This window comes from Sphingobium sp. B8D3A (assembly GCF_025961995.1).
Classification (GTDB): Bacteria; Pseudomonadota; Alphaproteobacteria; order Sphingomonadales; family Sphingomonadaceae; genus Sphingobium.
Genome location: NZ_JAOQOS010000001.1, coordinates 3,151,949 through 3,166,465, shown reverse-complemented (window position 1 = coordinate 3,166,465; position 14,517 = coordinate 3,151,949). Strand labels below are relative to the sequence as shown.

15 protein-coding genes are annotated in these 14,517 nt (G+C 65.0%); 14 read left to right on the top strand and 1 reads right to left on the bottom strand.

Translation table 11 applies throughout. The annotated features are described in order from the left end of the window. Positions 1 to 108: 108 nt before the first annotated feature. From M2342_RS14660 to M2342_RS14630, 7 genes are all read left to right on the top strand, one after another. Positions 109 to 423 (top strand): hypothetical protein, encoded by a 315-nt coding sequence (locus M2342_RS14660; protein WP_264579624.1) that lies wholly within the window; start codon positions 109 to 111, stop codon positions 421 to 423. A gap of 44 nt (positions 424 to 467) precedes the next feature. Further along, positions 468 to 1,955, top strand: coding sequence for a carotenoid oxygenase family protein (locus tag M2342_RS14655; protein ID WP_264579623.1), 1,488 nt, complete (start codon positions 468 to 470; stop codon positions 1,953 to 1,955). A gap of 44 nt (positions 1,956 to 1,999) precedes the next feature. Further along, a complete protein-coding gene (locus M2342_RS14650; RefSeq protein WP_264579622.1) occupies positions 2,000 to 2,590 on the top strand; it encodes a nuclear transport factor 2 family protein in 591 nt (196 codons plus the stop codon). 136 nt (positions 2,591 to 2,726) lie between these two features. Further along, positions 2,727 to 3,386, top strand: a complete 660-nt coding sequence (locus M2342_RS14645; RefSeq protein WP_264579621.1) for an HAD-IA family hydrolase — start codon at positions 2,727 to 2,729, stop codon at positions 3,384 to 3,386. After that, positions 3,383 to 3,673: a purine permease gene (locus tag M2342_RS14640; RefSeq protein ID WP_264579620.1), complete on the top strand. Its 291-nt coding sequence runs from the start codon at positions 3,383 to 3,385 to the stop codon at positions 3,671 to 3,673. Before M2342_RS14645 ends, M2342_RS14640 begins: the two co-directional genes overlap by 4 nt. Positions 3,674 to 3,681: 8 nt before the next feature. Next, complete coding sequence (locus tag M2342_RS14635) at positions 3,682 to 4,380, top strand: ATP12 family chaperone protein (RefSeq protein WP_264579619.1); 699 nt, start codon at positions 3,682 to 3,684, stop codon at positions 4,378 to 4,380. Between the two features lie 39 nt (positions 4,381 to 4,419). Continuing rightward, on the top strand, positions 4,420 to 5,340 hold the full coding sequence (locus M2342_RS14630; RefSeq protein WP_264579618.1) for an ABC transporter ATP-binding protein: 921 nt from the start codon (positions 4,420 to 4,422) through the stop codon (positions 5,338 to 5,340). Positions 5,341 to 5,429: 89 nt separating this feature from the next. Here M2342_RS14630 and M2342_RS14625 read toward each other — a convergent pair whose 3' ends face one another. Then, entirely contained in the window at positions 5,430 to 6,098 is a 669-nt protein-coding gene (locus M2342_RS14625; protein ID WP_264579617.1) for a PEPxxWA-CTERM sorting domain-containing protein, read from the bottom strand. A gap of 228 nt (positions 6,099 to 6,326) precedes the next feature. On the opposite strand from M2342_RS14625, the gene nadB reads away from it, so the two are divergent. From nadB to argF, 7 genes are all read left to right on the top strand, one after another. Next, a complete protein-coding gene (gene nadB, locus M2342_RS14620) occupies positions 6,327 to 7,931 on the top strand; it encodes an L-aspartate oxidase (protein WP_264579616.1) in 1,605 nt (534 codons plus the stop codon). Between the two features lie 323 nt (positions 7,932 to 8,254). Beyond that, a complete protein-coding gene (locus M2342_RS14615; RefSeq protein WP_264579615.1) occupies positions 8,255 to 9,478 on the top strand; it encodes a class A beta-lactamase-related serine hydrolase in 1,224 nt (407 codons plus the stop codon). 86 nt (positions 9,479 to 9,564) lie between these two features. After that, positions 9,565 to 10,605 carry a glycosyltransferase family 2 protein gene (locus M2342_RS14610; protein WP_264579614.1) on the top strand — a complete coding sequence of 347 codons (1,041 nt, stop codon included), beginning with the start codon at positions 9,565 to 9,567 and terminating at the stop codon, positions 10,603 to 10,605. Next, complete coding sequence (locus M2342_RS14605; RefSeq protein WP_264579613.1) at positions 10,602 to 11,642, top strand: glycosyltransferase family 2 protein; 1,041 nt, start codon at positions 10,602 to 10,604, stop codon at positions 11,640 to 11,642. The genes M2342_RS14610 and M2342_RS14605 overlap by 4 nt, the downstream gene beginning before the upstream one ends. Further along, complete coding sequence (locus M2342_RS14600; RefSeq protein ID WP_264571125.1) at positions 11,639 to 12,154, top strand: serine O-acetyltransferase; 516 nt, start codon at positions 11,639 to 11,641, stop codon at positions 12,152 to 12,154. The genes M2342_RS14605 and M2342_RS14600 overlap by 4 nt, the downstream gene beginning before the upstream one ends. A gap of 116 nt (positions 12,155 to 12,270) precedes the next feature. Further along, positions 12,271 to 13,470: an aspartate aminotransferase family protein gene (locus M2342_RS14595; protein ID WP_264579612.1), complete on the top strand. Its 1,200-nt coding sequence runs from the start codon at positions 12,271 to 12,273 to the stop codon at positions 13,468 to 13,470. Then, a complete protein-coding gene (gene argF / locus M2342_RS14590) occupies positions 13,467 to 14,396 on the top strand; it encodes an ornithine carbamoyltransferase (protein ID WP_264579611.1) in 930 nt (309 codons plus the stop codon). Before M2342_RS14595 ends, argF begins: the two co-directional genes overlap by 4 nt. Positions 14,397 to 14,517: the final 121 nt, after the last annotated feature.

Sequence of the window (14,517 nt, the reverse complement as noted above, 5' to 3'; positions counted from 1 at the left end):
CGCCTGCCTGCACTTTGTTCCCGGCAATGCAAAGCACGATGCGTCGCCAGTAAAGCCCCGCGGGGCCGGCCCTTTTATCGATCATGTGCAATTGCAGGAGAGCAGCACGTGTCGGTGGAGTCGGACAATCGGGCGCATCGTCCCCGGTTGGCGCATGAACTGGGGCTTCTGGCCAGCCGCCGCCAGATGTTGCGCGGGGCCTGCGTCGGCGCCTTGCTGATCGGCGCGGGCGGCTCCGCCGTGCTGGCGCGTGCGGCTGGACCAACCCGGATGGATGCCGTGCTGTCCTTCCATTCCAACGAACCGTGGCTGGACCGCACCGGCCGCGCCGCGCCCTGGCATCCGCCGCGCGGGTGCCGCAGCGGCGAGGGCGTGGAGCCGCTGTCGGACGAGATGCTGCGCAGAGTGAATTGTTATGTCTGAACGGGTCTGCCGAGATGTGCGGCTGCCCTTGACCGGAGGTTCAAGTGGTCGATTTTTCTTCTGATCCGGCCAAGCGCGGCTTCTTTTCCCCGCAGCGCTACGATGCCGAGATTCTCGAATGCGAAGTGCAGGGCACACTGCCCGCCGATCTGGTCGGCACCTTCGTGCGCTTGGGCGGTGAATGGTATTATCCGCCGAGCAAGCCGGACGATGCGATGCTGCATACCGACGGTTATGTCAGCACCTTCCGGTTCAAGGATGGGCGCGTCTCTTACAAGGGCAAGTTCGTCCGCACGCCGCGCTTCCAGGCCAATCTCAAGGCGGGTCGGCAGCTCTTTGGCTATTATCGCAATCGCTTTACCGACGATCCCAGCGTGCAGGGCATCGACGGCACCGTCTCCAACACCACGCCGCTGGTCCATGGCGGAAAGTTGTTCACGCTCAAGGAGGATTCGCTGCCGCAGCAGATCGATCCGGTGACGCTGGACACGATCGGCGCGTGGGATTTCGACGGCAAGTATAAGAGCCAGACCTTCACGGCGCACCCGAAGATCGACCCGTTCACCGGCGAGATGATCGCTTATGGTTATGAGGCGACGGGGCCGGCCTCCAAGGACGTGTTCGTCTACGCGATGGACAAGGCGGGCCGGGTGACGCGCGAGACGCGGTTCGAGGTGCCCTATGTCTCGGTGATGCATGACATTGCCTTGACGGAGAAGCACATCCTCTTCCCGTTCGGTGGTTATGTCACCAGCATGGAGCGCTTGCGCGAAGGTAAGGTTCACTGGGGGTGGGACCGCAGCAAGGACAGCTACATCGGCATCATGCCGCGCGATGGCAACGGCAAGGACATCCGCTGGTTCAAGGGCCCGGAGCGGTGCATGATGCACACGTTCAACGCGCAGACCATCGGCAACAAGGTCGTGCTCTACGCCCCCTTCTACGATTCCAATTTCTTCCCCTTCTTCCCCAATGTCGATGGCTCCCCCTGGGACCCGACGCGGGCCAAGGCCTATGTGCGCCGCCTGACCTTCGACCTCAACTCCAGGAAGGATAGCTGGGAGGAGGAGATCCTGTTCCCGCTGCCCATCGGCGATCTGGGGCGGATCGATCCGCGTTATCTGACGCAGGAAAACCGCTATTGCTTCACGGGCTTCACCGATCCGACCCGGCCGTTCGACGAGGCGCGGGCGGGCAATCTGCGCGGGCGCGTGACGAACAGCTATGCCCGGTTCGATCTCCATACGAACAAGGTCGATCGCTATTTCCCAGGCGATACGCACAGCCTGCAGGAGTGCTGCTTCATTCCTCGCAATGCCGACGCGCCGGAGGGCGATGGCTATCTGATCGGCACGGCTTCCAATTATGCGGAGATGCGCTCCGAGCTGATCATTGCCGATGCGCAGCGGCTGGAGGAGGGCGACATCGCCCGCGTGATCCTGCCGTTCCGCGCGGGTCCGCAAGTCCACGGCATCTGGGTGCGGCCGGACGAACTGGCGCCCTTTCCAAAAGCAGGAGGCATCGATGCGTGATGAGACCGAGGCCCTTGAGGCAACAAGAACAGGAGGAGAGAGATATGGCCATGACGAGACTGCGGTGCCTGGCCCTGACGGCCGTAGCGATGGGGCTGGCCATGACTGGTAATGCCCGGGCGCAGAGCCTTTCGGCGGAGGACTATGCGGTCGCGCGCGCCGAGATCGTCAACCTGTCGAACCGGCTCATGATCGCGTCCGACGCGCGGGATGCCGAGACCTATGCCGAGAGCTTCGCCAGTGATGGCGTGCTCGACTGGATTGGCGGGGTGGAACATGGCCGCGAAGCGATCCGCAAGGCCATCGAGGAATGGCGCGGCCAGATCGCGAAAAAGGCGACGATTCCAGCGGACGCCAAGTCGCAGCCACGCACGCGCCATTATGTGCTCAACCACGACATCACGGTGAACCCTGACGGCAAGACCGCGTCGGGCCGCGTGTATTGGTTCGCGCTCACGAACAATACGCCGCAGACGGATGTGCAGGTGCTCTACTTCGGCCATGTCATCGAGGATTATGTGAAGGAAGACGGCAAATGGCTGTTTTCCAAGCGCGCGGTGTTCAACGAATCCCGCCACAATCGGGCGCTGTTCTACCCCGAGCTGGGCGAGAAGGACCCGCGGCAATCGGACTGACCGGCTGTGTTGTCCTCGCGCGATGTCCGCAGGGGCAGCCATCGCTGGCCTTGCGTGCCCTCGGCGCGTCTGGCACGGGCGGCTGGACGGTCTGCCCGTCCAGCCACACCCGCCTGATCCGGATGCCTCGCCTGTCATGAGCCTGCGTCTTGCCATTTTCGATTGCGATGGAACGCTGGTCGACAGCCAGCACAGCATCGTCGAGGCCATGGATGGCGCGTTTCGGGCGGTGTCGCTGGTGCCGCCCGACCGCCAGCAGTGCCTCTCGGTCGTGGGCCTCTCCTTGCCTTATGCGATTGCCCGGCTGGTGCCCGATGGCTCCGAGGCGCTGCGCGACGAGATTTGCGACCATTATAAGCTGCGCTTCCAGCATCTGCGCGCCTCTGGTGGGCTGCGCGAGCCGCTGTATCCGGGCATCGCCGAACTGCTGGATCGGCTCGAAGCGCAGGGCTGGCTGCTCGCCATCGCTACCGGCAAATCGGAGCGGGGCTTGCGGCTGCTGCTCGAGCATCATGGCATGTCCAGGCGCTTCGTCTCGTTGCAGACCGCGGATCGCAATCCCTCCAAGCCGGACCCGGCGATGATCGGCGCGGCGCTTGCCGAGGCGGGCGTCGAGCGGGCCAGCGCTGTCATGATCGGCGATACCAGCTTCGATATGCTGATGGCGCGGGCGGCCGGGGTCCAGGCGCTGGGTGTGGCCTGGGGCTATCATCGCGCCGAAGAGCTGATCGAAGCCGGTGCTGCATCCGTGGCCATGGACAGTGCTGAGCTGGCGCGCCATATCGGCCTTTCATGACAGAGACGACACCCAACAGCGCCGGTCCGGACCCGTCCGACCCCGCAGCGCAGGCCCGCCGTGCGGCCGCAGCCAAGCAGCGCTTTTACGCGATCGGCCTGTTCCGGCTGTCCGGCGCGTTCATCCTGCTGTTCGGCATGGCAATCTCGCTGGAGCGGTTCGATTGGGTGCAGGGTGACAAGGCGAAGTGGATGGGCGTGATCGTCTCCACCGTTGGCTTCATCCAGTTTCTCATCGTGCCCCGGATGCTGGCGCGCGCGTTCGCGACGCCGAAGGACAAAGGCTAAGCCCCGACATGAAGCGGTTCTGGACTTCCGCGCAGGCAATTGCGAGCGAGGACGGCTGGTCGATCGGGCTGGACGGGCGGGCGGTGCGCACGCCTGCGCGCGCGCTGCTGATCGTGCCCGGTGCGGCGCTGGCGCAGGCGATTGCGGAGGAATGGAACGGGCAGGGCGAGGAGATCGACCCCGCAACCATGCCGATGACCGGCTTTGCCAATGCGACGATCGACCGCGTCCTGCCGGCGCTGGGCGACTTTCGCGGGCAGGTGGCGGCTTATGCCGAGAGCGATCTGCTCTGCTACCGCGCCGATGGACCGCAGACGCTGATCGCGCGGCAGGAAGCCCAATGGCAGCCCTTGCTCGACTGGGCTGGCGAGCGCTTTGGCATCGCCTTCGTCGTCACGCAGGGTATCATCCCGGTGGATCAGCCCGCGCTGACATTGGCGGGCCTGCGCGCCGCCGTCGAAGCGCTTGATCCGTGGCTGCTCGCAGGCTTTGCCACGCTCGTGCAGATCAGCGGCACGCTGGTCGGTTCGCTCGCGCTGATGAAAGGCAGGCTGTCGGCGCAGGATCTGTTTGCGGCGGCGAGCCTGGATGAGGCCTGGCAGGCCGAGCAATGGGGCGAGGATGCTGAAGAGAGCGCGCGGCTCGCACGTCGTCGCGCTGATTTCCTCAACGCGGCGCGCTATTGCGCGCTGGCGGCCGAGCGCTGAGCGTTCCCTTGCTCCGCGATTTGGTCTAGGGCGCGAACCATGACGCAAGCCGCTCTCGAAATTCAGGATCTCTGCAAGACCTACAAGGGCGGCAAGCGCGCGCTGGACGGCGTGAACCTCACCGTGCCGCGCGGCAGCATCTATGGCCTGCTCGGCCCCAATGGCGCCGGCAAGTCGACGATGATCAACATCCTCGCCGGGCTGGTCAACAAGACCAGCGGCACGGCGCGGATCTGGGGGTTCGATATCGACCGGGATGCGCGCAACGCGCGGCTCTCGATCGGCATCGTCAATCAGGAAATCCTGTTCGATCCTTTCTTCACGCCGCTGGAAACGCTGGAAAATCAGGCCGGCTATTATGGCGTGCCCAAGGCGGAGCGGCGCTCGATGGACCTGCTGCGCGCGGTGCATCTTGAGGACAAGGCATCGGCTTATTCGCGCACGTTGTCGGGCGGCATGAAGCGGCGGCTGATGGTCGCCAAGGCGATGGTCCATGCCCCGCCGATCCTCGTGCTGGACGAGCCGACCGCCGGCGTGGACATCGAGCTTCGCCAGCAGCTCTGGTCCTATGTCCGCTCGCTCAACGCGCAGGGCGTGACCATCGTGCTCACGACGCACTATCTGGAGGAAGCCGAGGAGCTGTGCGATCGCATCGCGATCATCAATCACGGCCGGCTGATCGCGGACAAGCCGACGCGCGAACTGGTCGGCATGGCGCGGGAAAAGGTGGTGGAAGTCACCGTCGACCGCGACCTCGGCACGCTGCCCGCGCATGACCGGTTCGAGCGGGTCGAGCGGTCCGACGCGCGGAGCCTCAAGATCACCTATCTCAAGGACAAGGCCACGGCGGGCGATGTGATCAATGTCGTGCAGGCGCAGGGCTATAGCATCGTGGACGTCTCCACGCACGACCCCGACCTTGAAGACGTCTTCCTGACTCTCACCCGCGCGGACGGTTGAAGAAATCTCTCACGCGCCAGGCACGATGCGCAAAATGAAGGCCGCCGATTTGCACCGGCGGCCTTTCATGTGTTCAGACTGAGCGAGGCTCAGGCGAAGCTGGTCGAAACCCGACGACGACGCAGCTGCATGCCGGCGAGCGCGAAGCCACCGATCATCAGAGCCCAGGTCGCCGGCTCGGGAACCGCAGCCATCGACACATTGTCGACCACGAAGTCGGCTGCCGTGCTGCCGTCACCGAAGAAATTGAACTTCAGATTGGCCGGGCCGCTGTTCGTCGCGGTGAACTGCGTCGTGAAGGTGTACCAGGTCTGCGGCGTGGTGCCGCTCACGCTGCCCGCCGTGAGAGTCAGCCCCGCCGGTACATCGTCGATCAGGAACTGGAGCGAGGCGTCGAACGGATTGCCATAGCCATTCAGCGGCACAAAGTAATCGAACGACAGATAGTAGCTCACGCCGGCAACCACGTTCACGCTCTGCGAGAGCGAGTCAGGGTTGGCCGTGTCGGACGAGAAATAGGCGCCATAGGTGCCGCCGCCAGCCGGGGCGGGAATGGATTCGCCATAGGCACCGGTCGGGTAACCCGAGCCCTGACCATAAGCGATCACCACCGGAGCCGTGCCGCCGCCGACATTGCTCAACGACCAGCCGCTGAAGCTGCCCGACTCGAAGCCACCATTGGTGACGAGATTGGCCGCCATGGCGGGGCCAGTCAGGGCGAGCGCGACAGCCGCCCCCAGAAAATAAAGTGATTTCATGATCTTTTCTCCCACACGCAAACGCACAAGGCGTCACACGAGGCTTTGTACTCCATTTCGCGATATATTTCCTCTTCGTTAACTATCTTCCCTTGAGCTTCCGCCGAATAATCGGAAAGATCGTTCTCGATCAGTCTATTACGAGCTGCCGCATTGCAAAGCGCCGCGCGCAGGCTAGGACACGGCATTGCGCGCCATTCCACCACGCGGCCGCTCGGGACCTTGTGCATGACCATTTCCACGCATGACATCATCATCATCGGATCGGGCGCGGCGGGCCTGACCGCCGCCATTAACCTGGCGCAGACGCACAAGGTGCTGGTGCTTGCCAAGGGCGCGCTCGATTCCGGTTCGACCAACTGGGCGCAGGGCGGCATTGCTGCGGTGCTCGATGGCGGGGACAGCTTTGCGGCGCATGTCGAGGATACCATGGTCGCCGGCGGTGGGCTGAACGACCGGGCGACGGTGGAGTTCGTCGTGTCCGAAGCCCCGGCCGCGATCGAGCGGCTGGCGGCGCTGGGCGTGCCATTCAATGCGGGCGAGGCCTTTGGCGAGCGCTGGCACCTCACGCGCGAGGGCGGGCATTCGCACCGCCGCATCGTGCATGTCGATGATGCGACCGGTCATGCGGTGCAGGTCGCGCTGATGGCCGCCGCACGCGCCAATCCGAACATCACCCTGATGGAGAATATGGTCGCGATCGACCTGATCACCTCCCGTCATGGCGAGCGCTATTCCGGCGATGGCCGGGTGTGGGGCGTCTATGCGCTCGACAGCAAGGCCGGGCGCGTGGAAGCCTTTGTGGGTCGGGCGACGATCCTCGCGACTGGCGGGGCAGGCCGCACCTATTTGTTCTCGACTGCACCGCGTGGCGCGACCGGGGACGGGATTGCCATGGCCTGGCGGGCCGGCTGCCGTGTCTCCAACATGGAGATGATGCAGTTCCATCCCACTTGCCTTTACAATCTGGAGGTCAAGAACTTCCTGATTACCGAGGCGATGCGGGGCGAGGGCGGCAAGCTCAAACTGCCCGCGGGCGTGCCCGGCGGCGGCGAGCGGTTCATGGACCGGTTCGATCCGCGCGGCGAACTCGCGCCGCGCGATGTCGTGGCCCGCGCCATCGACCATGAAATCAAGCGGCTTGGGCTGGATTATGTCCATCTCGACATCAGCCACCAGACGCCCGAGTTCATCAAGGAGCATTTCCCGACCATCTATGCGCGGCTGCTGAGCCTGGGCATCGACATCACCAAGGAGCCGATCCCAGTGGTGCCGGCCCAGCATTACACCTGCGGCGGCGTGGTGATCGACCTCGACGGGCGCACTGATCTGCCGGGCCTCTATGCGGCGGGTGAGGTGACGGAAAGCGGCCTACATGGCGCCAATCGCCTGGCCTCCAACTCGCTGCTCGAATGCTTCGTCTTCGGTGAGGCGGCTGCCAATCACATCCGGGCGACATGGGCCGATCTCCCCGCGCCGCCGCCGATCCGGGCGTGGGACGAAAGCCGTGTGACGGACAGCGACGAGGAAGTCGTCGTGACCCATAACTGGAAGGAAATCCGCCGGTTCATGTGGGATTATGTCGGCATCGTCCGCTCGACCAAGCGGCTGGAGCGGGCGCAGCACCGCGCCGACCTGCTCGCGCGCGAAGTCGATGATTATTACGGCAATTTCCGCGTGACGTCCGACCTCATCGAGTTGCGCAATCTGCTTGAAGTCGCCCGGCTGATCATCCGCAGCGCGCTCAAGCGCAAGGAGAGCCGGGGCTTGCATTACACGCTCGATCATCCCGACATGCTGCCGGAGGCTGTCGATACGGTGCTGGCGCCCTGACGTCAAAATGAGCAAAAAAAAGGGCGCGATGGCCAGGCCGTCGCGCCCTGAGGTTCTGACTAGGAGGGAAAACAGCAGAGCTGCCTTCAACGCTTCGACTGCGGATCGTCGCGTCACAATGTTTATGGGCGATGCCGGCAGTGCGCGCTTTGACAGAGATCAAACCGTTGCGATTTGCAATAATTAGGGCAGCGCTTGTTCCCGCGACATCCTCACTTTGTCGCAAAAGGGATTCGGTACACCGCAACTGATCGCTTCGTTCTGGAATTATGCGCAGGGCTCGGTCAGTATATCCCTATGTTCGGCAAGGAAGATTTCAGCGCGTGAGGCAGGGTCTGGGGCCATTGTCGGCGGCGCTCGCGGTGCTTGCATTGGCGAGTTCGTGCACCGCCATTCCGTCATCGACACATCCAAGCGCGCGGATCGCGGCGCCGGCGCAGCCCGCCGTCCGCTACGCGCCGCCGCGTGAAGTCGTACAGCCGGTCCCGCAGCAGGCCGCCGTTCAGCGGGTGCAGCGCGGCGGCACGGTGAGCGCGCCTTGGCTGCCCAATCGCAATGCCGTTCCCACGCCGCGCGTGCCGGTCAGGGCGGCGCCGCCGGCGCTGGTCGCCAGCATTCAGGCGCTCGGGCGCCAGTTCAATGGCAAGGTCGGCATCGCCGTGCAGAGCGTGGATGCGGGGTGGACCGTCTCGCATAATGGCGATCTGCTGTTCCCGCAGCAGAGCGTCTCCAAGCTGTGGGTGGCGATGACCATGCTCGATGCCGTGGACCGCGGCAAGCTGACCCTGGACCGGGATGTCACCATTCGCCCGTCCGACCTGACGCTGTTCCATCAGCCTATCGCGGCGCTGGTGAACAGCGAGAAGGGCTATACCACCTCGCTGCGCAGCCTGTTCGAGCGGGCGATGACGCAGAGTGACAACACCGCGAACGATTCGGTTTTGCGCACCGTGGGCGGGCCGGACGCCGTGCGCAGCTATCTGGCGCGCCGGTTCATCGGATCGGACAGCATCAGGTTCGGCCCCGGCGAGCGGCTGTTGCAGAGCCAGACGGCCGGGCTGACCTGGTCGCAGAACATGTCCGCCGGGCGCAATTTCTATGCCGCGCGGTCCAACCTGCCGCGCTCCGTGCGCGAGCGCGCGCTCGACAGCTATCTGGCCGATCCGCCCGATGGCGCGGCGCCGCTGGCCATCGTGGGCGCGCTGGCGCGGCTCCAGAAGGGCGAGATGCTCTCACCATCTTCGACGCAGGTTCTGCTGGCGACGATGGAGCGCGCGAAGACCGGTCCGCAGCGGATCAAGGCCGGCGTTCCGGCGGGCTGGACCTATCTCCACAAGACCGGCACCGGGCAGGATCTGGCGCCGCGTTCGACCGGCTATAATGATGTCGGCATCATGACCGCGCCGGATGGCTCGAGCTATGCGATTGCGGTGATGATCGGCGAGACAACGGTGGGCATTCCACAGCGCTGGGAGCTGATGCAGGCGGTCTCCCGTGCGGTCGGCACGCTGCATCAGGGCGGCGCCCGCTACAGCGCCGCGCGCTGACCATAGCTTTCGTTTAGGAAATGCCGCTAAGAGCGGGGCGGGGCGGCGTCGACCGCGCCGGCCCATGATGCCTTATCGGAACCGACATGCCTGCCACTTCTCCTTCCGATCTCGCGATCGTCATCGTCAATTACCGGACTGCGGATTATGTCATCCGCTGCGTGGAGTCGCTGGTCCCAGAACGGGTGCGGGCAGGGCCGTTCGAGGTCATCGTGGTTGATGGTGGCTCGGCTGACGGATCGGCAGAAAAACTCACCGCGCATTTCGCCGCACCGCACTGGCGGGATTGGGTCACGGTGCTGCCGCTGGAGCGCAACGGCGGCTTTGGCTGGGCCAATAATCAGGCGATGTTGCAATTGCTCCAGCGCCCGATGCCGCCCGCCTTCATTCATGTGCTGAATCCCGATACGCTGGTCCAGCCCGGCGCGATCACGGCCTTGCTGGAGGCCATGCACGCGCGCCCGCGCGCCGGGGCCGTTTGCAGTCGCTTGTTGGAGCCTGATGGCGCGCTGGCGGGCTCCGCCTTTCGCTTCCCGACGCCGGGCCGGGAGTTCGTCCGGGGATGCGGCATGGCCAAGCTCGGAACGATGCTCGGCATTGCGCCGACTTTGGTCGAGGGTGACGCGCCTGTCATGGCAGACTGGCTCACCGGTGCCAGCGTCCTGTTTCGTAGTGCGGCCCTTCGAGAGACCGGATTGTTCGACGACGGCTTTTTCCTGTATTTCGAGGAAGTCGAACTGATGCACCGCATGGGCCGCACCGGCTGGGAGATGTGGTTCGTGCCGGGCAGCCGCGTGATCCATATTGCCGGGGCCGCCACGGGCGTCGCGAGCGGCGCGCAGGTCGCGGTGCGGCCCTATCCGGCTTATCGTTTCGAGGCGCGGCGGCGTTATTTTGTGCGCACCGGCGGCGTTGCGCGGCTGTTCTGTGCCAACCTTGCGTGGCTTGCCGGGCGGGCGCTGGCGCTTGCGCTGCGCCCCCTGCGTGGACCGAGGGCCGACGCCGTTCCGCAGGAGGTGTCGATGACCTTGCGGCATGGCTTCTGGCCCAAGCGGGCGGATGGGCGCGCCTCCATCCCCCGGTGGGATGAGCCAGCAGGCCGTGCGCCGGGCTGGACCGCGCCATGAGCGTCGTGGCGCCGCGCACGGGCATCGTGGCGATCGGGCGGAACGAGGGCGAGCGCTTGAAGCGCTGCCTCAGAAGCGCGCCGGCTGATTGTCCAGTGATCTATGTCGACTCGGGTTCGACGGACGGCAGCATCGCCTTCGCGCGGAGCCTCGGCATCGGCGTGGTGGAGCTTGACGTCGCGAAGCCTTTCACTGCGGCGCGTGCGCGCAATGCCGGATGGCGGCGCCTGCTGGCGGATCATCCCACGCTCGATTTCGTTCAATTCGTCGATGGCGATTGCGAACTTGCGCCGGACTGGATCGGTCGGGCCGAACAAGCGCTGGATGCCGAGCCGGGACTGTGCGCGGTCTTCGGGCGGCGTCGCGAGCGCTTCCCCGCTGCCAGCTTCTACAACGCGCTGTGCGACGATGAATGGAATGTCCCCATCGGGCAGGTCGAGGCCTGTGGCGGCGATGTGCTGTTCCGCGTGGCGGCTCTGTCGCAAGCCGATGGCTATGACGGCAGCCTGATTGCCGGCGAAGAGCCCGACCTTTGCCTGCGTCTTGGTCGGATGGGCTGGCAGGTCCGGCGGATCGACGCGGAAATGACACTGCATGATGCCGACATTCATCATGCGCGCCAACAATGGCTGCGTGCGCGCCGGGCCGGCTATGCCTTTGCAGAGCATGTCGCGCGCCATGGCGATGCGGCATTTCCGAGCTGGCGCCGCCAGCGCAACAGCATCCTGCTGTGGGGCGGTATGATCCCGCTCCTCATCCTGGGCGCGATCCTGCTCGGGCTGGTGTCGGGCGTGGCGCCGCTGATCTGGGCTGCGCTTGCGATGGTGCTGATGTATCCCGCGCAGGTCGTGCGGATCGCGGCCCGCAAGCGCGCGGCGGGGTCGCCGCTGCGCTTCGCCATGGGCTATGGTCTGTGGATGATGCTCGGCAAGTTCGCGCAATTCGGCGGCTTGGCGCGCTATCATCTGCGCGCGCGCGGGGGAGCGCCGGCCCGCCTCATCGAATATAAGGGCGCAGAAGGGAGTGCGCGGCCATGAGCTTCAAAGACATGTGTCAGCTCGTGCGCGAGGATTATGCGGCGCATGGGCGCGAATGGACCCGGCCGGGTTTCCGCACCTTATTCTGGCACCGGTTCGGCAATTGGCGGATGACGGTGCGCTCCAAGCTGCTGCGGGCGCCGCTCAGTATGATCTATCGCTGGGGCTACCGGCATTGCCGCAATGTCTATGGCATCGAGATTCCCTATACCGCGACGATCGGCCGGGGCGTGATCGTCGAGCATCAGGGCGGCATCGTGGTGCATGGGGCCAGCATCATTGGCGATGGATCGATCATTCGGCAGAACTGCACGCTGGGCTTGCGGTCCCTGCAGCGGCTGGATGAAGCCCCGATTATCGGGCGCAATGTGAACATTGGCGCCGGTGCCGTGATCATGGGGCGCGTCACGATTGGCGATGGCGCCGCCATTGGCGCCAACGCGGTGGTGATGACGGATGTGCCCCCCGGTGCTCTCGCGGTCGGTGTCCCGGCGGTGGTGAAGGTCCGCTAGGCGCTTTTCTTGCCAACCAGTCCGCATCCAGCTATAGCCACCCCCTGACGATGGCGGCCTCGCACGGGCCGCCTTTTTCTGTTTGAAAAGCCGTGCGAGGAAGGAAGAGTAGTCTTATGTCTATCACCCCGCTCATGCCCGTTTATCCCCGGTGCGATGTGCGTCCGGTGCGAGGCGAGGGCTGCTATCTGATCGGCGAGCGCGGCGAGCGTTATCTGGATTTTGCGAGCGGCATCGCGGTCAATGCGCTGGGCCATGGCCACCCGCACCTCGTGAAAGCGATTGCCGAGCAGGCCGCGACGCTCATGCACGTCTCCAACCTCTACGGCTCGCCGCAGGGTGAGGCGTTTGCGCAGCGCATTGTCGAGAACAGCTTTGCCGATACGGTGTTCTTCACCAACAGCGGCGCGGAAGCGGTGGAATGCGCGATCAAGACCGCGCGGCGCTATCACTTCGCCAATGGCAACCCGCAGCGGCACAAGCTGATCACGTTCAAGAACGCCTTTCACGGGCGGACTTTGGGCACGATCAGCGCCACCGACCAGCCCAAGATGCGCGACGGGTTCGAGCCGCTTCTGCCCGGCTTCGATTATGTCGCGTTCAACGATCTGGAGACGGCGCTCTCCAAGATCGACGATGAGACCGCCGGCTTCCTCGTGGAGACGGTGCAGGGCGAGGGCGGTCTGACCGCCGGCAAGCCCGACTTCATCAAGGGCCTGCGCGAGGCGGCGGACAAGCACGGGCTGCTGCTGGTGCTCGATGAAGTGCAATGTGGCTATGGCCGCACCGGCAAGTTCTTCGCGCATGAGCATTATGGCGTGAAGCCCGACGTGATGGCCGTGGCCAAGGGTATTGGCGGCGGCTTCCCGCTCGGCGCCTGCCTTGCGACGGAAGAAGCCGCCAAGGGCATGGTGTTCGGCACCCATGGCAGTACCTATGGCGGCAATCCGCTGGCGATGGCGGCGGGCATGGCGGTGCTCGACGTGCTGCTGGAGCCGGGCTTCCTGGAGCAGGTCGCTGCAACCGGCGAGCGGCTGCGCGGTGCGCTGGAGCAGCTTATCCCCAATCATGACGATGTCTTCGAGGAAGTGCGTGGCCTCGGCCTCATGCTCGGCGTGAAGCTGAAGCCGCAGGTGGAGGCGCGCAACTTCGTGGCGCATCTGCGCGACAATCATGGCCTGCTGACCGTGGCGGCCGGCGAGAATGTCGTGCGCATCCTGCCCCCGCTGGTGATCGAGCAGTCTCATATCGACGAAGCGATCGCCAAACTCTCCGCTGGGGCCGCCAGCATCAAGGCAGAGGCGAACGCATCATGATCCGGCATTTCCGCAATCTCACGGATGCAGGCGGCGACGCGCTCGCGGCCATTCTCAACGATGCGATGGCCCGCAAGGCCGCGCGCGCGGGCATGCCCAAGGGCGCTGTCGACAAGGACGCGCCGCTGGCGGGTCGCACGCTCGCCATGATCTTCGAGAAGAACTCGACGCGTACGCGTGTGAGCTTCGACATGGCGATCCGCCAGCTCGGTGGTTCGTCGCTGATCCTGGACAGCGGCACGACCCAGCTCGGTCGTGGCGAGACGGTGGCGGATACCGCCCGCGTGCTGAGCCGCATGGTCGATCTCATCATGATCCGCACCGACGATCACGCCAAGATCGAGGAAATGGCGCATCATGCGACCGTTCCGGTGATCAACGGCCTGACCGACCTCTCGCATCCCTGCCAGATCATGGCCGATCTGCTGACTGTCATCGAGCATGGCCTCGCCTTGCCGGGCAGCCAGTGGGCCTGGCTGGGGGATGGCAATAATGTGCTGCACTCGATCATCGAGGCGGCCGGGCTGTTCAAGTTCGACGTGCGCATCGGCGTGCCGGAAGGGTTCGATCCCGATCCGCGCTTTGCGCAGGCAGCGCGGGCCGGGGGTGCGACGATCACGCTCACCCGCGATGCGGTGGAGGCGGCCAGCGGCGCGGATGTCGTTGTGACCGACACATGGATTTCCATGGGTCAGGCCGGCGGCGACGCCAAGTTGCGCGCGATGATGCCCTATCAGGTGACGCCCGCGCTGATGGCCCGCGCCAAGCCCGATGCCAAGTTCCTGCACTGCCTTCCCGCCCATCGCGGGGAAGAGGTGCTGGAAGAGGTGATCGATGGTCCGCAGTCGCTGATCTGGGATGAGGCCGAGAACCGGCTCCATGCCCAGAAGTCGGTGCTGCTCTGGGCGGCGGGCCTGATTGGCTAGGACCAGCCGTCACTCAGCGCTGGCGGCCATCATCTGAATGTTGGTCCGTCTTAGGCCACGTATAGGACATCCGGCGCCGTGCCGGAGTCCCACAGGATATGCCGGGGCGCCCAACGCGCGC

Coding starts and splice junctions, on each gene's coding strand:
- nadB (WP_264579616.1), top strand. CDS start 6,327: ATGACCATTTCCACGCATGACATCATCATCATCGGATCGGGCGCGGCG.
- argF (WP_264579611.1), top strand. CDS start 13,467: ATGATCCGGCATTTCCGCAATCTCACGGATGCAGGCGGCGACGCGCTC.
- M2342_RS14630 (WP_264579618.1), top strand. CDS start 4,420: ATGACGCAAGCCGCTCTCGAAATTCAGGATCTCTGCAAGACCTACAAG.
- M2342_RS14625 (WP_264579617.1), bottom strand. CDS start 6,098: ATGAAATCACTTTATTTTCTGGGGGCGGCTGTCGCGCTCGCCCTGACT.
- M2342_RS14645 (WP_264579621.1), top strand. CDS start 2,727: ATGAGCCTGCGTCTTGCCATTTTCGATTGCGATGGAACGCTGGTCGAC.
- M2342_RS14605 (WP_264579613.1), top strand. CDS start 10,602: ATGAGCGTCGTGGCGCCGCGCACGGGCATCGTGGCGATCGGGCGGAAC.
- M2342_RS14640 (WP_264579620.1), top strand. CDS start 3,383: ATGACAGAGACGACACCCAACAGCGCCGGTCCGGACCCGTCCGACCCC.
- M2342_RS14600 (WP_264571125.1), top strand. CDS start 11,639: ATGAGCTTCAAAGACATGTGTCAGCTCGTGCGCGAGGATTATGCGGCG.
- M2342_RS14595 (WP_264579612.1), top strand. CDS start 12,271: ATGTCTATCACCCCGCTCATGCCCGTTTATCCCCGGTGCGATGTGCGT.
- M2342_RS14635 (WP_264579619.1), top strand. CDS start 3,682: ATGAAGCGGTTCTGGACTTCCGCGCAGGCAATTGCGAGCGAGGACGGC.
- M2342_RS14610 (WP_264579614.1), top strand. CDS start 9,565: ATGCCTGCCACTTCTCCTTCCGATCTCGCGATCGTCATCGTCAATTAC.
- M2342_RS14650 (WP_264579622.1), top strand. CDS start 2,000: ATGGCCATGACGAGACTGCGGTGCCTGGCCCTGACGGCCGTAGCGATG.